We start from the raw sequence: 19,823 nt of genomic DNA, 5'->3' as shown, positions 1-19,823 counted from the left end.
CTACATGCAAATAATGTTCGGAAAGCTTACGCTTCCAGTGCCGCTGCTACCGGAGCGACATCAACCGGGTACACACTCACTTTTTTGCGATCGCGGCCCCAACGTTCGAACTTCACTACGCCATCCACCAATGCGAAGAGCGTATCATCTTTACCGATGCCTACGTTAGTGCCTGGGTGAATTTTAGTTCCGCGTTGACGAACCAGGATGTTGCCGCCGGTTACTGCTTGACCGTCAGCACGTTTCACGCCAAGACGTTTCGAGTGGGAATCACGTCCGTTTTTTGTGGAACCTACACCTTTTTTCGATGCGAAAAACTGAAGATCCAATTTCAACATGTTGGTCAACCTCCTTCTTTAAATAATAACTTGCTGTATCTTAATATACTTCCCGTATGATTCTGCGATATCACTGAGCATGACAACCATGGATTCCAGCAAAAGCTGGATCTTGGCGGAGACTTCAGGATCACTCACCGGAACCAGGGTTCCGCTTAAAAATCCATCATCCATTGAAGTATCCAGAACAACACCAGTCAGCTTCTCAATCGAATTCACCGTTCCAAATGTAACTGTGGAAACACCGGCGCAGACGATATCCCAGCCTTTCTTCGCGTATTCCGCATGCCCTTTAACGGCAAAACCGACAATCGTACCTTGAGCTGAAGCCCGTGTAATCCGCACGTTAATCATTAACGCACCTTCTTACGCTTGAATCTTCTCGATAGTTACTTTAGTGTACGGTTGACGATGGCCTTGTTTCTTGTGGTAGTTCTTCTTAGGTTTGTATTTGTAAACTACAACCTTATGACCCTTACCATGTTTCTCGACTTTAGCTGTTACAGACGCGCCGCTTACCAGCGGAGTTCCTGCAGTCAGACCACCTTCGTTAGAAACAGCCAATACACGGTCAAACGTTACGCTTGCGCCGTCTTCAGCTTCCAGCTTCTCAATGAACAATACATCGCCCTCTTGGACTTTGTACTGCTTACCGCCAGTTTCGATAATTGCATACATTGTACTTGCACCTCCTCATGTCTCAGACTCGCCTAGTCTAGGTGGCAAATCCCCGTAGAAATCTGCGCTTATGTACCCGATCGGAGCGGTTACAGCATGTGCAGGATTAGAACAATCAAACACATACTTGAAGATATTATCATACTTAATCCAGATAGTCAATGGTATAGAGAAGCAGATAAATGCAGCTGTTTGGATTTGCTGATTATTCTTATTCCAGCCATGCTCCAACTTTCCCCGTCCCTCCACAGCATTGGCAGATCACAGGGGCAAAGCTAGCCGAGTCATGCCGTGCCTTCTTACGGGTCATTTCCAGCAGACCAAGATGTGTCCAGCCCAGAATATGCGTCTTGGTGCGGTCCCGGCTCGTCACACTCTCCAGCCGTTCCGTTACTAGCCTGCGGTGCTCCTCGCGCTCCATATCAATAAAATCAACAATGATGATGCCTCCGGTATCGCGTAGACGGATAAGCCTGCCAATTTCCTCTGCGGCCAGCAGATTTGTTCGCGTTACGGTCTCCTCAAGCGTGGTACTCCCGGTGTATTGTGCCGTATTGACATCAATGACGGTCAGCGCTTCTGTCTCGTCCCAAATTAGCGTTGCCCCGCCCTCCAGAATAATCTTCCGGTTGAAGCTTTTATGCAGCTGCTCCTGCACACCATATGCGGTAAAGATGGACTCTTGTCCCCGGTACAATCCAACAGGCTTGTACCCTTCGGGAGCCATATCATCCAGGAATGCCTCCGCTTCCCTCACCGCATGAGCCGAATCAATCATCAGCTCATCAAGCTGCGGATTGAAGGCATCCCTGATAAATCGCTGAACGATGCTCAGATCGCAGTGCAGCAGGGCCGGAGCTACGGCCTCCTCGGCGCGGCGGACAATCATCTCCCACTGCGCACGCAGAAAGGACAGGTCGCCTTCGACTGCATCCGCCGGCTCATCCTCGGAGACTGTCCGCATGATCAGCCCCTCTTCACTGCGCCGCAGCCGCTCACCGATCGCTTTAAGCCGGCTCCGTTCCGATTCCCGGCTGATTTTTTTGGAAACTCCTACGTATTCTGCAAAAGGCATGTATACCATCCAGCGTCCCGGCAGTGTATAGTGGGTGGTCACACGTGCTCCTTTGCCGCCACGCGGCTCTTTGCGGACCTGAACGACAAGCTCCTGGCCGGGCTGCAGCAATGTCTCAATGGAGGGCTTCACCGCCGGTTGCTTATCCAAATGGGGATGCAGCACATCGTCTACATATAAAAAAGCATTCTTCTTCTGTCCAATATCGACAAAAGCAGCCTGCATGCCTGGCAAAACATTCATAACCCGGCCCTTGTAATAACTGCCGACCAGACCTTGCTGCTGGTCGCGTTCGGCCGCGTATTCCACCAGCCTCCCGTTCTCCAGAAGAGCCATCCGGGTAACATGCTGTGTGCAGTGAACGATCATTTGTTTCATGGCTTCACCTCTGGGTTTCAATCAATCATTCATCGCCACCGGACGCACGGAAGCCCTGTTCTACTTTCCAAAATAAGTAGAGATCAGGCGCTGCTCCGGAACAACCGCTACTATATTTCTATCATCGTTCATCACATAAATAAAATGATATTGATTACGTTTAAATAGACGCAATATATCATCTAAAGGTTTCGCGGAATCCGCAACAATCGGTCGTGCTTCGCTATTGGAACGCAAATGGCGAGCGTACATTGCCTCTCTGTTCATCAGAAATGCCATGAAGCGGTAGGGCAGATTCCGATGATCCGTCCTATTGGAATAGAGCAGAAACGCCCCGATCATCAGCAGATTCAGCCGGAGGCCGCCGCCTGTCCCAAGCGGCAGCAGCGCGTAGCCAATGACAAGCACACTAGCTCCGATGCTTATTCTGCCGCCCCACAGCAAAGTATAATAATACGGCAGAAACATACTTAGCGCAGCTTGAAGAACCTTGCCCCCGTCCAGGGGAAGAACCGGCAGTAGATTGAAGAGAGCGATAATCGCATTCGCCTGAATAAAATAAGCAAGAAAAGCCGTACTGCCTGCACCTGCCTGCTGGAGCATAACAGCCAGCAGGATCATGATTCCGTTCTGCAGCGGTCCAGCCAGCGCGATACCAATCTCCCGGCCCGCCGTAAGCCGCCCGTGATCCTCAATCACGGCCACTCCGCCGAAGGGGAGCAACTGAACGGATCTGACCGTAACACCGGCCAGTAAAGCTGCGCAGACATGTCCCAATTCGTGGATAAGCACTATAGTAAAGAGCGTAAGCAGCTCCAGAAACTGTCCAGTTAACACGGAAAAGAGCAGAATCAGCACAAAGAGCGGATGCAGCGACAGTTCAATGCCAAATATCCTAATCAAACGATACCACTTCGGCAGGATCAATATAAGTCTTGTCTTTCATAATTGCAAAAAAAAGCAGCCCTGTTTCAGCGTCCTTCGTCTCCTGCATCCAGCCAACGGTGTCACCGCTCTGTATCCAGTCATCCACCGCAAGCTTTGTTCCGCTCAAATGACCGTATTCTGCCGTTACGCTGCCCGTATGGCGTACGGTAACCCGAATGCCGCCCTGTGCCTCATTGTTCACGGATAACACCCGTCCCGTGTCTACACTTTTCACCGTGATACTACCCTTTGAATCCTCCGCAGGCATAATTTCCACACCTTTCAGCGTAGCCGCAAATGGACGGACAATACTACCCTCGAGTGGAGCGCTCAAGGCGTGGGCAGCCGTAACTTTTTGAGCCGGCTGTTCCTCGTCCCCGAAGATCGGGATGAACGAAGGCGCACCGTCAAAGTGCTCCTCATACCATACCTGGGCCGCGGCGAAGTCCATATCCTTGTTAAGGGCATCCGAAACAAAATCCTGCGCCTTTAGCGCCCAGGGCTGGTGCAGAAAAAATATGCCCCATACTGCTCCGAATACAAGGAGGCTTGCGACAGTCCGCCGGATAAATCCGGCAGAAAAATGTGATCTGCCGCCGCCTCCCTCATCCTCCCAGCCCCCGCGGCGTTCCTTCCACATGACCTCGGGATCCGGCTCCGCTGATGGAGCCAGATCATTTTTAGGACCCGCTCCCCATTCCTTAAAGCTTGCTGTCTTCTCGGGCAAAGCAAAGAGCGGCGGCACTGCCACAGTATCCTGCTTGTCCTCGAGCAGGTTGCGGATACGTTCTTTACGGCGGCCTTTAACGCCTGATTTCTGTTCCATCTCGATCCCTCCGGGGGCTTGTTTTATATCCATTTTATGAAGTATGGAAGGTGCTTTAGAACAAGCCTTAACCAAGCGGAACATGGAAATGCGGCGAGCTTTCTTTTGGCGCCAAAACTTATTGGTATCTGCGGCTACAGCCCATAACCCTCCGGCAACCTATTTATCACAAAAAATCCCGCCGCAGATTTCTCTGCCGGCGGGATTTTTTATCTAAGGGATAACTTTATAGCATTGCTTGCAGCAGGTTCAAGCCATGCCGAAAAATTTCTTTAATTTCTTGAAAGCCCCCGGCTTGCGGTCCAGCTGCATCAGAGGCACTGCGTCCCCCAGAATCCGCCGGGCAATATTACGGTAGGCTATCGCTGCAGAAGAGTCGGGATTCATCACCGTTGGCTCCCCGCTGTTCGCCGCTTTAATGACCAGCTCATCATCCGGAACAATTCCGATCAGATCGATGTTCAGTACCTGAAGGATATCCTCAATGTCCAGCATATCCCCCGACTTCACCAAGCCAGGCCGAATACGGTTAACGACAAGCTTTGGCGATTCCACATGGGACTGCTCCAGAAGACCGATAATCCGGTCTGCATCCCGCACTGCCGCATGCTCCGGCGTAGTGACAACAATCGCCTTGTCGGCACCCGCGATGGCGTTGCGGAAGCCATGCTCGATCCCGGCAGGACAATCGATCAGAATATATTCATATTCCTTCTTGAGTTCAAGAATAATATCCTTCACCTGCTCCGGGGTCACGGAGGTCTTGTCTTTGGTCTGGGCTGCAGGCAGCATGTATAGCTCATCGAAACGCTTATCCTTGACCAGCGCCTGATTCAACCGGCAGCGCCCTTCTGCCACATCCACCAGATCATAAATGATCCGGTTCTCCAGCCCCATGACTACATCTAAATTGCGCAGCCCGATATCGGTATCAACCAGACATACTTTTTTGCCCTGCAATGCAAGTGCGGTTCCAATATTGGCTGTTGTGGTCGTTTTGCCAACTCCGCCTTTGCCCGAGGTTACGACAATCGCTTCTCCCATGGAGGCTACACCCCTTTAAACACATTTAAACCCTGACGTAATCTGACTATATTATGAATTTTGTCGATTTGCATTGCTCCGCTTGATAAATAAGCAAATTCCATGGTGCTCTCCCGGGTCCCCCATTCATCCGGAGGCCGGCTGATAACGTCGGCGATCCTCAGCTGTGTCGGAGACAGCAGAGAAGCAGCAATAATCGCTTCCTGATTGCCGTCTACTCCAGCATGAGCCATGCCTCTAAGCGCACCGAGGATATAAATATCACCCGAGCATGTAATTGTTCCTCCCGGGTTTACATCGCCCAACAACAGCAGATTACCTTGATGATGCAGCACCTGGCCGGAACGAACCATGCCGCTCATCAGAAACAATGCGTCTGTATCCTCAATGCCCGGCGCTTCAAACGCTTCAATGGAACGAATCAGCAAATTGCCCTGACTTTTGAGAATTTCCAGCACAGCTGCCTTGTCATCCTCCGTCACAATTCGGCTGCCCAGCTTAATATCTACATGCACAATCGGTCCAGTCAGAATATTTTGATGGCTGTGCTCCAGCTTATAGCGAAGCTCGCTTAAGAGATCTTCAAAGGGACACTTGTCGTCTAGCAGGAATACCAGGCCGTCCTTGATGCCCTTAATCCTCACATGCTTGGATTTTACTGTCATATGCCTGTCCCCCTATCCTGAATCATTCGTGCCGGGTCGGGCAAATTCCTTCTTTCAGCCGAAAGAAATGCAGGCCGCTTCACGCCGTTTCCTCCTTACGGGTCTCCTTCTTCAGCAGCTCGAGTTGACGCCGCAGCGGAATGTAGAGGAGCAGGGCCATAGCAAAATGAAACAGCATGGTAGGCAGCATATGATGCAGGAGCGCCCAATTATAAGGCTCCTGGTTCAAATTAAACACGCTGTAAATAGCGAACAATACGCTGTCCTGAAGCAGACTGCCAAGCAGGACAACAGTCATCATCATCGGCAGCGGTGCGCGCGGGATCTGAAAAATGAGACCAATTAAATAGGCGGACAACCCCATGGCAAAGGAATGAGCACCGAGAATTCTGCCGTAATAAATGACATCATGCAGCATGCCAAAAGATAATCCTAGTATAAGTGCAGTATGACGGTGATGGTATACCGTGACGAACAGGATCACGATAAATACAAGATTCGGAATAATCCGCAACTGCCAGGCGTCCGGAAGCAGCCAGGGCAGAATGGCGCCTTCCAGGATAAACAGGAGAAACAATAACAGAATAAGAACCGACCTGCGCATCTTCACTATTCGGCACGCTCCTCCTGAGATACAACAATCAGCTGTTTCCAGTCCTGAAATTCGGCACTGGGCTTGATGATTGCAGTCGAAGTTAATCCGAATTGTCCTTCCTCAACACTCATTACGGTTCCTATCGTCAACCCTTGTGGATATAATCTCCCGATGCCGGAGGTAACGATGGTATCCTTCACAGCGATAGGGTCGCCCTGCGGAATCTTGTTCATCTTGAGCATTCCGGTTTCCTGATCATAGCTTTCAATCATGCCGAAGGTCTTACCCTCTTTACCGATGGCTGTGGCCGCTATAGGCGGCTGGGAATTCGGATCATTCACATCCATCATAGTCATCAGCTTCACGGTAGAAGTGAAATTGCTCACCTTACTGATAACACCTACGAGCCCATCTACGGAAATTACAGACATATTCGGCTTCATGCCATCACTGGAGCCAAGGTCGATCACAAGCGTGCTGTTGCTGGGTTCCGTGGTCAGGCTGAGAACCTGGGCAGTAGTATAGTTATATTTATATAATTCCTTCTGCGCTTTAGTGAAATCAAGGTCCTTCTGCAACTGCTCATTACGCGCCTTAACAAAATTGTAATTCGCTTTATCTATCGTATATTGGGCAGCTAGAATCTTCAGGCGTTTATTTTCCTCGGCCAGATCACGCAGATCCCCGATATCTTGGAACAAGCCCGCTACATATCCAGCGGGCTTGTAGAACAGATTCTGCACGAAACCGGTCGTATCACGGAGGAAATTCTCAGGCCAGGACAAGGATTTCCTTGTCCCCAGGCTGAACCCCATCACCACGATAAACATGACTAGTGTTATCAGCAATATGAATAGACGTTTATTGTTAAACAGCTTAAACATTTTCAACACCCTCTAACAACCGTATTTCTCCCACAACAGGGGTTGACATGCAACAAACCAAGGCAAATTCTAACGCTTGGAGCGCAGGCTCGATCCGCTGCGGCTCTTGAAGAGATGGATATTCTCAAGCGCTTTGCCTGTGCCGATAGCTACGCAGTCCAGCGGGTTATCGGCGACAATCACCGGCATTCCGGTCTCACGTGCCAGCAGCTTGTCCAAATTGCGCAGCAGCGCACCTCCGCCTGTAAGAACAATACCGCGATCCATAATATCAGCAGCAAGCTCTGGCGGACATTTCTCCAAGGTCACTTTAACAGCTTCGACAATGGCATTGACCGTATCCGACAAAGCTTCGCAAATTTCATCGGAAGTAATCGTCAGGGTCTTCGGCAGTCCGGTCACCAGATCGCGGCCACGGATTTCCATCGTTTCGGCTTTCTCCAGCGGCAGGGCAGAACCCACGTCCATCTTGAGCTGCTCCGAGGTGCGCTCACCGATCATCAGGTTGTACTGGCGTTTGATGTACTGGATGATTGACTCATCGGCCTCATCACCGGCTACACGAACTGAACGGCTGGTCACGATACCGCCAAGAGAGATGACAGCCACTTCGGTAGTACCGCCGCCGATATCAACGACCATACTGCCTGTCGGCTCCCATACCGGAAGATCCGCACCAATAGCAGCGGCAAAGGGCTCTTCGATAATATAAGCTTCGCGGGCTCCCGCCTGCTTGGTAGCATCCTCAACGGCACGCTGCTCAACTGCAGTGATGCCGGACGGAACGCAGACCATTACATTCGGGTGGCGCTGGAACATCGAACGCTGCTTCTGGGCCTGACGGATAAAATATTTGATCATGGTTGCCGTCGTTTCGAAATCAGCAATAACTCCGTCCTTCATCGGACGAATGGCACGAATATTGCCCGGTGTACGGCCGATCATTTTTTTGGCGGATTCGCCTACAGCTTCAATTGTCTTGGTATCGGTATTAATGGCCACCACGGAAGGTTCTCTTACAACAATCCCCTTGCCGCGTACGTAGACGAGCGTATTTGCTGTCCCCAGGTCAATCCCTAAATCTTTCGTAAAACCACCTAACATGCTTGTATTCTCCTTTTCCCAGTGAATCTGGACAATTATATTACATGTACCCTTTTTCTTTCAAACTTACAAATCTGCTGTCTCCGATAATCAGGTGATCCAGTACGTCAATTCCGACAATCTCGCCTGCCTGAAGAAGTCTGGATGTCAGGGAGATATCCTCCGGACTTGGCGTAGGATCGCCGCTCGGATGATTATGTGCGCATATAATGGCTGCGCTGCTGCATTTCATGGCTGCCCGAAACACCTCACGGGGATGCACAATAGAGGCGTTGAGACTGCCCATGGACAATGTCTCCTGCGCTATAACGTGATTCTTCGTATTCAAAAAGAGACAGACAAAATGCTCCTTCTGCAAATAACGCAGCTGCTCGGTCAGAATCTCCGCCGCGTCCTGCGGACTGCGGATGGTAACCGGCTCGGTAAGCCTGGAGTTTGCCATCCGTCTTCCCAGCTCTATGCCAGCTTTCAGTTGCACGGCCTTGGCAGGGCCGATGCCTTTAATATTCGTCAGTTCGTCAATGCTCAGGTCCGCCAGTCCGCGGAGACCACCAGCCCATCCCAGCAATTGCTGGGCAATATGAATAGCTGATTCCCGGCGTGTGCCTGTACGCAGCAGTATAGCCAGAAGCTCCGCTTGACTTAATGATTCCGCCCCATAATGCATCATGCGCTCTCGTGGTCGTTCTTCATGGGGGAGGTCCCGCAGCATAAATGTTTGCGACTCCATCCCGATCCCTCTTTCCTCCGCTATCCTTGCCGGCCCAGCACCGAAATGCCAACCCGGGACAGCATACGCTCAAGCAGCGACAACGGCAGTCCAACCACATTAAAGTAACAGCCTTCAATCTTCTCCACCAGGGTGGCACCAAGTCCTTGTATCGCATAGGAACCGGCCTTGTCGGCAGGTTCTCCAGTCGCTATGTAGGCGGAGATTTCCTCTTCGCTTAATGCTCTCATAGTTACTGAGGTTACCCGGTGCTCTACCAGAATCTTGCCCTCTGGCAGCCCGATGCAGGCCACTCCGGTGTATACCTGGTGGGTCTTGCCTTGAAGCAGTCCCAGCATAACCCTGCTGTCCTGCTCGTCCACAGGTTTACCAAGCACCTTATCATCCAGCACAACAATCGTGTCGCTGCCGACGATAACGGCATTACGCTTGCCGGCAGCAGGGACCACAGCCTCCGCTTTACGTAAAGCCAGACTGCGCACAATCATCTCCGGTGTGAATTCCGGCGGTGTACTCTCGTCCGTATCACTGGAAATCACCTCGAAAGGCAAACCCAGCAAAGACAACAATTCCCGGCGGCGCGGCGAACCCGAAGCAAGAATAATGAGGCGTGAATTGTCAGATTCCACGTATAAACGCCCCTTCCCAGTCAGCAGTGACCATTACAGCCTCCGGTACAGCCATACGGCAGTAATCATTCCGGCAAGACTGAGTAAGCACAATTTCAAATGAATAGTGATGTCATAGGTTATGATGTCCAAATCGGCTTGCGGGGACCACTTGAGTACCGTCGAGGTTGTAAGAAAAGACAAAGTTTTTACAGGCTCCAGCAGCTTCGCGATCCACGCTCCGGCCAGCCAGCCCAGAATGAGAAATAACAGCAGTGTTCCTACATTTTTCTTCTTCATCTAAGTCTTCCCTCGCCATTTTTTGACACCTTAATTATTATACGGTGAAACTGAGTTCAATACAAACGCAAAATCAGGTGCGGAAATGATTACCATACACGCAGTCACGAGGCAACTGTGTAGTGGAGCTAACTGGGGTTGCGGCTTATTTAACCTTACCTGAGTATAACCCTGCAAGCAACACATAAAATCCCCCATTCAGCAGACGCAGCCGGATGGGGGATTTTGTATTTACGCTTACACCAAAGTTGACATCAGGCCCTTCTGACTGGTCAGGAAGCTCAACATGGATTCCTGCACTTCCCAAAGCAGACCCGGTGCTTTGTTCTTCTCGTATTCATTCAGGGCAGCCATTCCCCGGCTCATTGCTTTCTCAAGCCCGGCGCATATGCTCTGCCCCTCAGGGGTCAGACCCGGCTTCAGCGCTTTGAGCGCCTCGGTCCACTCCATATGAAAATTGCTGACTGCCGATTTGTCCAACGTCTGGACTTCCCCGCTTAACAAGGATGCGGACAGGCTGCTCAGCTCATTGAGCAGTTGTCCGCTGGCCGCGAAATAACCCTCCACAGCTTGCGGCATTCCGGCATAAGCAACCTGCTCTGCAGCCGGCAGCTCCACTCCTCTTACATAAAGCTCAATCCCCTGATTCTTCAGGCCGCTGCTCAGCAGCTTGGCCTGTTCGCGGTCAGGCGATATCCCGGCGTACACCCGGTTGCCGTCTGAAGGATCCAGCCCTGCGGCAAGTCCGGCGGTAAGCAGTTCCTGCTGAGCCTGCGCAGCTCCATCAGGTGTGCTGAACACGCCATATTGCAGCAGATAATAGCTTTGCGCCGCTACCGCCACCTGAATGCGGCCTATTTCGCCGCCCGCTGGACCAGCATTCGGCAAGCCGGTGTCTCCGGCTACCGGCTGGTTAGCTGTCCCGGCGTTCTGATTTTGCATGACTGCAGCGCCTGGCTTGGCGTTCTCTCCAACCTGCGGATTCCCTCCGCTGATGAAAGACAATGCAGCGTATCCGAGCAGCAGTCCCGTACCAACGGCTCCAGCTATGGAAAGTGCAAACTTCCACCAGTAGGAGGGACGGCGGGTATGATAAGAGCCGCCATATCCGGCACTTGACAATGAAATGTCACCGAACCGCTCAGCACTATCATTCCACTCCTCAACAGGATATTGCGGAGCTCTCTCCCACACATCGGGGTCAGGATACGGGGATAACAACGGTTGCTTGGACGGCTCAGCTTCCCATCTGGCTCCCTCCCACTCCTGACCGTGAGAATTGTAAGGTTCCAGATCGTCATTCCCGATATCATCCGGCGGTTCTTCCCCGCCAACAGTAAAGCCGGTATCGTAGGGCTCTGTATGATGCAGGGGAACCGGAGTGCGGTGAAGCTCCTTGTTCTCATAGTCTCTTGCCGTCCCCAGTCCCGCACTGGAACGCCGTTCCACCGGTTCAAGCTTGCCCTTGTCCTGATCGATATCAAACCGGAAAGTCATTCTTCCGTTCATCAAGCGTCACACCTCGCTATCGTCTAATCTATATGAGAATATATGATAGAGAAGAGAGGATTATGCTATTTTGATATGATTAGACCAAGCTGAGCACTTTAGCCCTAACATTGTCCGCTTCGTAATGTTTCTGCAGCGTCCGGTAGGCATGGTCCGCAATAATTGCACCCAGCTCCGGTGTCTGGAGCAGCTTCACCACATGGTCGGCTATCCCGCCGGTTGTGCCCGCCAGCAAAATATTCCGCCCCGGCTCACAGATCAATTCTTCCGAGCCCTTCAGGCTAGTAACTACCGGAGTTTTGAGCGCCCATGCCTCCAGAATCTTCGAATGCCCGCCGCAGCCTTCACGCAGTGTTGCAATAACGGCCCTCGCCCGGCGTATGTATTCCCCCTCCTGCTCGGGCTCTTCAACAATCACAACAGAGGGATCACTTTTGGCCAAAGCCAGGATTTCGGGATGTGTCTGACCACTGAAAATATAACATCTGCAGTCCGGTACTTTCGCCTTAATGAAAGGGTAAACCTTGCGATAGAATACCAATGCAGCATTTCTGCCCTGGTTCGTATGCATATTCCAGTGAAGGACAATGGAGTTGTCTTTAACGGGCGGTTCAGCATCACAATAGTCGTTCAAATCGATAAATGGAGGAACTACATGTACCTTGCCGGCATCTGCAAAGGATAAAGCCTTAAAGGACAGGGCATCCCACTCGGAGGCTGTCAGCAGCAGAGCGGTTTTATTCATTAATTTGCGTTCTTCCCGGCGGTACAATGCTGCATTCAATTGATGGTAACGTCTGCTTAAGCCCCTTTTGCCGGCAGCTTTTCCTTCCGAGTGTCTGCTCTCCAAACGATGGGCATCCGTAATAATCATTGCGTCGGGTAACAGTGAAGAGATCATATCAATGCAGTTTCCAAGCAAGGGATGCGTTATAAATACATGGCTGTATGTATGCAAACGGCTGAGCGCAGTGATCTCCGCACGCAAGTCTTTGTTGGCATCGGCCAAAATAGTGCTGCTGCGCAGCTTGTTCAAGGAACCGAGCAATGAGCTTCGTTGCCCGGGCACCCGTGTTACCCTGTGGACTTTAAGCGCCGGTCCAGCCGTATAGGGGGTCTCCCGGTCGCAGTGACAATACTCCAACAGATCAATATCGAATCTCTCCAGCAATATGCCTAGATAATTCTCCGTTCTTATTTCTCTCTCAAAATCTTCCGGATAATGATGATGTGCGGATAGGAACAGCATTCTCTCTCTCATGACTATAGCTCCTTGGTTCTATGAAAATGATTGTTCTTCTAATAAGATTCAGAAAAAAAAGCAGCAGAGGTAACCGTCCTGCCACTTTTTATGAAACTTTAGTTGTAGATCAATAGTACCGCATTTTCATTCAAAAGATTGTCGATTTATGGGAGAAAAGATTTTTTATTTAATCTAGACCAAACTGAGCAGCTTTTCCCTGACACTTTCAGCCTCATAATTTGCCATCAGTGTCTCATGCGCCCGGTCTGCGAGTACCAGGCCCTGTTCATGATCCAGAAGAAGTTTCACCACACTGTCTGCAAAAGTTACGGGATCATCAGCAATCAAAATATTCCGGGAATGCTCGTACAACAGACCTTCAGCTCCCTTTGTGCTAGACACAACAGGTGTCTTCAGCGCCCATGCCTCAAGGATCTTCAGGCGTGTTCCGCTGCCTTCCTGCAAGGGGGCGATGACTACCTGGGCCTTCCGGACATAATCCGCCACGCTGTCCACATAGCCGGTAATCACAATGGAAGGATCTTTTTCACCCAAAGCAGCCACATCAGGATGTACATCCCGTCCTACGATATACCATTTGATTTCGGGTACCCGGGCTTTCACAAGCGGATAAATATCACGGAAAAAGTAGGTCGCTGCATTCACATTTGGGAAATAGTTCATATTACCCGGAAGAATAATCCATTTTTCCTTAGGGGTATTAACAGTTGTGCGGTAATCGCTGATACGGATGAAATTAGGGATAACATGCACTTTATTTGCATTCTTGACAGAGATCGACTTGAACGCTAGACCATCCTGTTCCGAAGTAGTCAGCAGCAGGTTGGTTTTGTCCATCAGCTTCAGCTCATCCCGTTTCGTCCAATGCGCATTCAGTGAATAGAAAAGCTTAGCGAATCCGCTTTTCTTTTGCGCCAGCTGGGCTGACAGGTTGCTCTCGAAATTATGGGCATCGGTGACAATGACAGCGTCCGGCAATTCGCCCCGTACAATATCAATACAGCAGCCAAGCAAGCTGTGTGAAATAAACACATGGCTGTAGCGGTTCTGATTACACAGTCTCTTAATTGCATCCTTCATGTCCACATCGACATGGCTCATATAAGAACAGTTGCGCCATGTATAAAGTGAACGCAGCATCGCCTTGCGGTAATTCATGGTTCGTTCCACTTCATGCACAGTAAGTGCGGGTAGGGCCTCTTCTTTATCAACCTGCCTCTGATTCCTGAAGGTCAGGAGATCTACATCATATTTGGTTAGCAGAATATTTAGAATATTTCCGGTTCTGAGTTTGCCTCCACTATCTTGCGGAAACGGATTCTCTGCGGATATGAACAGTAATTTCTCCCTCATGTCTTTGTCTCCTAATCTCCATTTTTTTCTGTATGTTCTATTGCGATGTTATGTGTCTAGCATATATTACCCCAAAGTGTATCTTCTTTTTGTCGTTTTATGGATTTTTGAGAAAAAAATTTCAAAAAAGCCCGGATTTCTGGAATGACAAGAACCCCGCCCCTCCCGTCAGGGCAGAGGCAAGGTTCTCGTTAGCCGGCTTCTGGAGACACAATTCCGGCCCTGCTGCTTCGCTTCGTACAAGGCGTTATCACTCAGCTTATACAGTGTATTCAGCGGAACCATTTCTGCCGAGGTGACAGTAATTACCCCGATGCTTATGGTATAGGGCATCGGCAGCCCTTCGACAACCGTATCAAGTACGGAAAGGCGCAGCCGTTCGGCGATTTCATCACTTGCCGCCTCGTCCGCACGGTGCAGAAATACGGCGAATTCCTCGCCCCCGAACCTGCCGAACAGATCACCGTTAGCGAGCTGCCCTTCAATTTTACTTGCAAAATCCCGCAGCACCTTGTCCCCGGTATCATGGCCATAGGTATCATTTATACTCTTGAAATGATCCACGTCCAGCAGCAGGAACGAGAAAGGGGTAGCTTCCTTGGCAGCGGTGTCAAGCAGGGGGCCGGCACGTTGCACAAACGCTCTGCGGTTAAGAATGCCGGTCAGTTCGTCATATGTTGATACCCGCTCCAGCTCTGCATAGATCCGCTCCCGGGAAAGCAGCATAAAACCTGCTGTCCACAGGAACATCAACAGATAGACGGCAATATAAAAAAACGCTTGCAACAACCCCGAAGCTGCAGTGTCTGTTGCCCCGGTTCCCAAGAACGGCTCAACCGCCCGTCCCAGCAGCGACAACATCACGAAGCTGTAGAGCAGGCCCATAATTTTTTGCAGCGGAGTCTCTTTCAGCTTCACGCAGAGGATATACACCGGATAAGCCATAAGACCCGCAACGGACAGGGATGTCCAGACGATGACGATAGGCTGAACCCTTAAGGGAAACAGCATTTCTATCACCAGCAGTCCAGCCCCGGAGCAGCCTGCAAGCGTATAGTAACTTCTCTTTACCCGGTCTGTGCTTGCTCCGAGCAGCTTCAGCAGGGCTAACATCTCTGCGGTTGCTCCCGCCAGGCAGCCCAGCGCAAGGATCAGCCGAAGAAACTTAAAGGGAGTAGAACCCTCCACCAGCAGCAAAATCAGGATCACCAGCTGAAGCAGCTTTGCAACTATAAATAATCTGGAGGTTCCATCCCTCGGGTAACGGGAATGGTAGGCCAATACCAGCAGCACCGTAAAAAGATTGGCGAAAAAAAGGCAAACGAGCAAGGTCTTAAGATCAAAATGGACAGCTATAAATTTCACCTTCCTGCATCTATAACCATAGGCATATGTATTCTCCAATCCTACCTTAGCATCTGCGCTTACCGGGAGATCACTACACAATTTCGGCCTTGCTGCTTCGCCTGGTATAATGCCCGGTCCGAGAGCTTATACAGCATATTAAAGAATGTCCGGGGAGTGGGCAGAACGGTAATCACACCGATGCTGACTGTATACCCGCAAGGCAGATTTAACTTCGGGGCATCCATCACAGCCGTACGCAGCTGTTCCGCTTTGCGGCCGCTGTCCTCTTCGTTCAGCCCATAGAGCAGAACGGCAAACTCTTCCCCGCCCACTCTGCCGAACAGATCGTCGTTTCCAAGGCTGCTCTCAATCGTAAATGCAAAAGCCTGCAAGACCTTATCCCCTTTATCATGACCATAGGTGTCATTGACTTCCTTGAAGTGATCCAGATCCAGCAGCAGAAGGGAGTAATACTCCTGTTTTCTGACCGCAAGAGTCAGCTTCACTTCCGCCTCCAGAAGAAAAGCCCGGCGGCTCAAAATCCCTGTCAACGTGTCGTAGGTGGCCATTTTCTTCAGCTTTTTATAAGAATGCTCATTGGAGAGGAGAATAAAGGCTGCGGTACCTACAATCAGCAAAAAGAACATTCCCAGATAATATAGATATTGCGCGGTATTCGCGGACAAAGCGCCCATGCCGGGTTCCAGAAACAGGGCCGCGAACGCCCGACCCAGCATTGACAGGCCAAACGCATAAAATACGAATCCCAGCATACTCTGAAGCGGTGTTCTCTCCTTGTTAGAGGTCAGAAGATACGCCGGCAAAATCACAAAAAACATCGACCACAGCGATGTAGACGCGACCCGCAAATTCGGATGGTTAAAAAACAGCGCGATCATGCAAAAGCTGATTATACTGCCCACGATCAGCACTAAATAGTACAGCTTCACCCTCCGCCCGAACATGCCCATCATCATCAGCAGCGCTGCAATCTCCATGAAGCCTCCGGCAAGAATGAGCCCATTGCTCAGTGGAATTCCAATAAAGCGCGGGATAGCATCCCACAGCAGGATGGAACTCCAATACAGGACCTGCACCCACTTCGCAGCAATAAATACGCATGAAGCAATGTCCTTCGGGAAGTAGAAGCGGTAAAAGGTGACGAGCAAGGCAATAAATAAATTCCCAAAGATAAACAAGTATAACAGCGTTGTAATATCAAGCTGGAAGTTCATGAATACACCACCATATACACGGAAATCAGTACTCTGTTGTCACAAAACTATAGCATTCCAAGACTCTGCCCGCAACATCATTTGCAGGTTTAGGTCTCTATAGCAAAAAGCGTATTTTATCCGGCATAACGGACAAAATACGCTTTGGCTTCATGAGAATCAGTTCTGCATTAACGGCTCACAGAAGTCATTCTATTCTTATTTTTCAAGTTCCCGCAAGTCATCAGCCAGTGCATACCCAACCTTCCAGATATCTCCTGCGCCCATCGTGATCACCAGATCACCGGGAGCGATACGGCCCCGCAGGTCAGCCAGCACGGCTTCTTTGGTAGGCAGATGCCTTGCACCGGCGTTGCTGTTCTGTATAATCAGCTCCACCAGCTTTGCGGAAGTGACACCTTCAATCTGCTTCTCTCCGGCCGGCGAATAGATATCCGTAATGATCACTTCATCAGCTTCGCTGAAGGCACGGCTGAACGCATCCAGCAGAAAGAAGGTACGGGTGTAGCGCTGCGGCTGGAACACGGCAATAATCCGTTTGCCGGTTGCTTTAGCTGCGCTGATCGTTGCCTGGATCTCCGTTGGATGATGGGCGTAATCGTCTATTACAAGAATATCATTGATTTCGCCAAGCACCTGAAACCGGCGCTTCGCTCCATGGAATTTCACGATAGCTGCAGCGATTTCTTCAAATGCAATCCCTGACTTCAGACAAGCAATGACCGCAGCCATTGAATTGTACAGATTGTACTGTCCGGGAATGGAGAGCTCAATGCGCCCCAGCACTTGACCGCCGCTGTTCATTGTATACGCCACCTGCCGGTCGCCGAGCACGATGTCAGTGGCTATATAATCAGCGTTCTGATGAATACCGTAGGTAATCACCGAGCCCTTAACTTCAGGTAAAAGGGCGCTGACATTCTCATCATCCGCACACACAATCGCGGTGCCGTCTTCGCGCAGCTGGTTCATAAACTGCACGTAAGCGGCCTTCAGGCGGCCGAAGTCCCCACCGTAATTCTCCAGATGGTCCGCTTCAATATTCGTTACGATCCCCAGCCAAGGATGATACTGCAGGAACGAGCCGTCGCTTTCATCCGCTTCGGCCACAACAAACTCCCCTTGTCCTGCCTTCGCATTCGTACCGACATTCATAATCTCTCCGCCGATAATATAGGTCGGGTCCACTCCGCAATCTTCCATGATCAGCGCGATCATCGAAGAGGTGGTAGTTTTGCCGTGCGCGCCGGCGACAGCTACCCCTTTGCGTTCATTCAGCAGCCGGGCCAGCATCTGCGAGCGGTGCAGAACCGGGATTTTGAGACGTTCCGCCTCTACCCATTCCACATTATCACTTGCGAGTGCCGTAGAATAAACAACCAGATCTGCACCCTTAACCTGTTCCGCAGTATGTCCAATATAGACTTTGGCACCTTTGGCAATCAATTTCTCGGTTAATTCCTGAGCTGCCACATCGGAGCCCGTAACCGTATATCCCATTTCCAGCATCACCCGGGCAATCGCGCTCATTCCGTAGCCGCCGATCCCTATAAAATGCACACGTTCAGTAGTATCCAACAGTTCGTCACCAGCCTTTTTCAGAATCGGGTTGCTGCAAAAGCGTACTTCGTACATCAGAAATCAAATACAGCGTTCCGGACACGACAGCAAGGTCGTCTTCCGCTGTGATCGATTGCAGCAGTTGCAGCGCCTTACCCCAATTACGTTCTACTATGATTTTTAAGTTTTCTTTAGCATATTTCTCACGCAGACGTTCTGCGATGGCCTGCAGATCTTCCGCGTCCATTTTCTTCCGGAAATCCGGTTCGGTCAGGATGAGCGTATCCACTATAGGCAGTATATGCTTGAAGTATGACTCATGATGCTTATTTGCCAGCATCCCCATGAGCAAATTTAATTTACCGTATTTATAAAACTGCGGAAGGCTCTTGGCCAGGCTCTCCGCACCTTCGGGGTTGTGCGCCCCATCCAGTACAATGCGCGGAGAAGCACTTACCTCTTCCAGCCTTCCAGCCCAGAATGTGCTTCGGAAACCCTCCAGCACATCCTCATCCTCCAGCATAAAGGCCATATATTGCCGCAGAACCTCCAGCGCCATCATGGCCCCGGCCGCATTGCTGAGCTGATGCTCGCCTTTCATGGCAATGCCGATCTCAAGGGAGCGGAAGGGACCCTTAAAGTTAAAGCTCTGCACGCCGTCTTTGATTCCGGCTAGCTCATAGCTGAAATCTTCTCCGGCCAGATAGAGGGTAGAGCGGCTGTCTGCCGCTTTGGCCTTAAGCACCGCTATCGCTTCCGGCTGGCTCACACAGCTGACTGCAGGAACACCCGGTTTGATAATTCCGGCCTTCTCACCGGCAATTTCCTCCAGCGTATCTCCCAGCACATCGGTATGATCATGTCCGACATTCGTAATCACGGACACAATAGGTGTCACGATGTTTGTTACATCCAGCCTTCCCCCAAGCCCCGTCTCCCATACGACTACATCCGGATAACAGACCTCCCCGAAGTAGAGAATCGCCAGCGCTGTGGCCACCTCGAACATCGTCGGTGAACCAAGCTCGCTGTCTGCAATTTCCTGTACCAGCGGACGAAGCTTATTCGACAGCTCCAGCAAAGTATCTTCGGGAATATCCGTCCCATTGTACTGGAAACGGTTAGTGAACTTGGTGATATAGGGCGAAGTAAAGGTCCCTACGCTGTAACCGCTCTGGATCAGCACACTGGTCAAAAAAGCGCAGGTCGAGCCCTTTCCGTTCGTCCCCGCCACGTGAATGAATTTCAGCTTGCGATGCGGATGGTCCAGCTTCTCCATCAGCAGCTCAATCCGCTCCAGACCCGGACGAATGCCGAAAGGAATTAGACTGTTGATCCACTCTACCGCTTCTGTATAGGAACTTAAGGGAGCGGTACCGCCGCCCCCGATGATCTCTTCCATA

General features: G+C 50.8%; 21 protein-coding genes and 1 other annotated feature. All 21 genes read right to left on the bottom strand.

The annotated features are described in order from the left end of the window. Window positions 1-26: 26 nt before the first annotated feature. Window positions 27-338 carry a 50S ribosomal protein L27 gene (gene rpmA / locus ACAN56_RS24095; protein ID WP_019908993.1) on the bottom strand — a complete coding sequence of 104 codons (312 nt, stop codon included), beginning with the start codon at window positions 336-338 and terminating at the stop codon, window positions 27-29. Window positions 339-356: 18 nt separating this feature from the next. Continuing rightward, the gene (locus ACAN56_RS24090) at window positions 357-692 is read right to left on the bottom strand and encodes a ribosomal-processing cysteine protease Prp (protein WP_342436924.1); all 336 of its coding nucleotides are present in this window, start codon (window positions 690-692) and stop codon (window positions 357-359) included. 12 nt (window positions 693-704) lie between these two features. Further along, window positions 705-1,016: a 50S ribosomal protein L21 gene (gene rplU, locus ACAN56_RS24085; RefSeq protein WP_036698983.1), complete on the bottom strand. Its 312-nt coding sequence runs from the start codon at window positions 1,014-1,016 to the stop codon at window positions 705-707. 14 nt (window positions 1,017-1,030) lie between these two features. Beyond that, window positions 1,031-1,117: a sequence feature (ribosomal protein L21 leader region), on the bottom strand. Between the two features lie 110 nt (window positions 1,118-1,227). Next, entirely contained in the window at window positions 1,228-2,469 is a 1,242-nt protein-coding gene (locus ACAN56_RS24080; RefSeq protein ID WP_076114058.1) for an Rne/Rng family ribonuclease, read from the bottom strand. A 60-nt stretch (window positions 2,470-2,529) separates the two neighbouring features. Further along, window positions 2,530-3,372, bottom strand: a complete 843-nt coding sequence (locus ACAN56_RS24075; RefSeq protein WP_038595680.1) for a M50 family metallopeptidase — start codon at window positions 3,370-3,372, stop codon at window positions 2,530-2,532. Continuing rightward, the gene (locus ACAN56_RS24070; RefSeq protein ID WP_038595682.1) at window positions 3,365-4,222 is read right to left on the bottom strand and encodes a M23 family metallopeptidase; all 858 of its coding nucleotides are present in this window, start codon (window positions 4,220-4,222) and stop codon (window positions 3,365-3,367) included. The genes ACAN56_RS24075 and ACAN56_RS24070 overlap by 8 nt, the downstream gene beginning before the upstream one ends. A gap of 249 nt (window positions 4,223-4,471) precedes the next feature. Then, window positions 4,472-5,266, bottom strand: a complete 795-nt coding sequence (gene minD / locus ACAN56_RS24065) for a septum site-determining protein MinD (protein ID WP_038595685.1) — start codon at window positions 5,264-5,266, stop codon at window positions 4,472-4,474. A gap of 5 nt (window positions 5,267-5,271) precedes the next feature. Next, window positions 5,272-5,931, bottom strand: coding sequence for a septum site-determining protein MinC (gene minC, locus ACAN56_RS24060; protein WP_038595686.1), 660 nt, complete (start codon window positions 5,929-5,931; stop codon window positions 5,272-5,274). 79 nt (window positions 5,932-6,010) lie between these two features. Then, on the bottom strand, window positions 6,011-6,541 hold the full coding sequence (mreD, locus tag ACAN56_RS24055) for a rod shape-determining protein MreD (protein WP_076114063.1): 531 nt from the start codon (window positions 6,539-6,541) through the stop codon (window positions 6,011-6,013). Continuing rightward, on the bottom strand, window positions 6,541-7,419 hold the full coding sequence (mreC, locus tag ACAN56_RS24050) for a rod shape-determining protein MreC (RefSeq protein WP_379146019.1): 879 nt from the start codon (window positions 7,417-7,419) through the stop codon (window positions 6,541-6,543). The genes mreD and mreC overlap by 1 nt, the downstream gene beginning before the upstream one ends. A 60-nt stretch (window positions 7,420-7,479) precedes the next feature. After that, window positions 7,480-8,514 (bottom strand): rod shape-determining protein, encoded by a 1,035-nt coding sequence (locus ACAN56_RS24045; RefSeq protein ID WP_038595693.1) that lies wholly within the window; start codon window positions 8,512-8,514, stop codon window positions 7,480-7,482. A 40-nt stretch (window positions 8,515-8,554) separates the two neighbouring features. Next, on the bottom strand, window positions 8,555-9,244 hold the full coding sequence (radC, locus tag ACAN56_RS24040; RefSeq protein WP_379146018.1) for a RadC family protein: 690 nt from the start codon (window positions 9,242-9,244) through the stop codon (window positions 8,555-8,557). A 20-nt stretch (window positions 9,245-9,264) separates the two neighbouring features. After that, window positions 9,265-9,873 (bottom strand): Maf family protein, encoded by a 609-nt coding sequence (locus ACAN56_RS24035; RefSeq protein ID WP_038595697.1) that lies wholly within the window; start codon window positions 9,871-9,873, stop codon window positions 9,265-9,267. A gap of 33 nt (window positions 9,874-9,906) precedes the next feature. Next, a complete protein-coding gene (locus ACAN56_RS24030) occupies window positions 9,907-10,152 on the bottom strand; it encodes a DUF4321 domain-containing protein (RefSeq protein WP_038595700.1) in 246 nt (81 codons plus the stop codon). Between the two features lie 237 nt (window positions 10,153-10,389). Then, window positions 10,390-11,661, bottom strand: coding sequence for an SPOR domain-containing protein (locus ACAN56_RS24025; RefSeq protein WP_379146017.1), 1,272 nt, complete (start codon window positions 11,659-11,661; stop codon window positions 10,390-10,392). A gap of 79 nt (window positions 11,662-11,740) precedes the next feature. Next, a complete protein-coding gene (locus ACAN56_RS24020; RefSeq protein WP_379146016.1) occupies window positions 11,741-12,922 on the bottom strand; it encodes a glycosyltransferase in 1,182 nt (393 codons plus the stop codon). A gap of 174 nt (window positions 12,923-13,096) precedes the next feature. Beyond that, complete coding sequence (locus ACAN56_RS24015; protein ID WP_076114066.1) at window positions 13,097-14,278, bottom strand: glycosyltransferase family 4 protein; 1,182 nt, start codon at window positions 14,276-14,278, stop codon at window positions 13,097-13,099. Window positions 14,279-14,446: 168 nt separating this feature from the next. Further along, window positions 14,447-15,643: a GGDEF domain-containing protein gene (locus ACAN56_RS24010; protein WP_038595708.1), complete on the bottom strand. Its 1,197-nt coding sequence runs from the start codon at window positions 15,641-15,643 to the stop codon at window positions 14,447-14,449. Between the two features lie 59 nt (window positions 15,644-15,702). Further along, on the bottom strand, window positions 15,703-16,860 hold the full coding sequence (locus tag ACAN56_RS24005; RefSeq protein ID WP_379146015.1) for a GGDEF domain-containing protein: 1,158 nt from the start codon (window positions 16,858-16,860) through the stop codon (window positions 15,703-15,705). A gap of 198 nt (window positions 16,861-17,058) precedes the next feature. Then, window positions 17,059-18,438 carry a UDP-N-acetylmuramate--L-alanine ligase gene (gene murC / locus ACAN56_RS24000; protein WP_038595713.1) on the bottom strand — a complete coding sequence of 460 codons (1,380 nt, stop codon included), beginning with the start codon at window positions 18,436-18,438 and terminating at the stop codon, window positions 17,059-17,061. A 7-nt stretch (window positions 18,439-18,445) separates the two neighbouring features. Further along, window positions 18,446-19,822 carry a bifunctional folylpolyglutamate synthase/dihydrofolate synthase gene (locus ACAN56_RS23995; RefSeq protein ID WP_038595716.1) on the bottom strand — a complete coding sequence of 459 codons (1,377 nt, stop codon included), beginning with the start codon at window positions 19,820-19,822 and terminating at the stop codon, window positions 18,446-18,448. Window position 19,823 lies beyond the last annotated feature (1 nt).

Origin of the sequence: Paenibacillus paludis (genome assembly GCF_042610515.1) — a bacterium.
GTDB lineage: Bacteria > Bacillota > Bacilli > Paenibacillales > Paenibacillaceae > Paenibacillus_AQ.
This window is presented reverse-complemented; position numbering and strand designations above follow the sequence as displayed.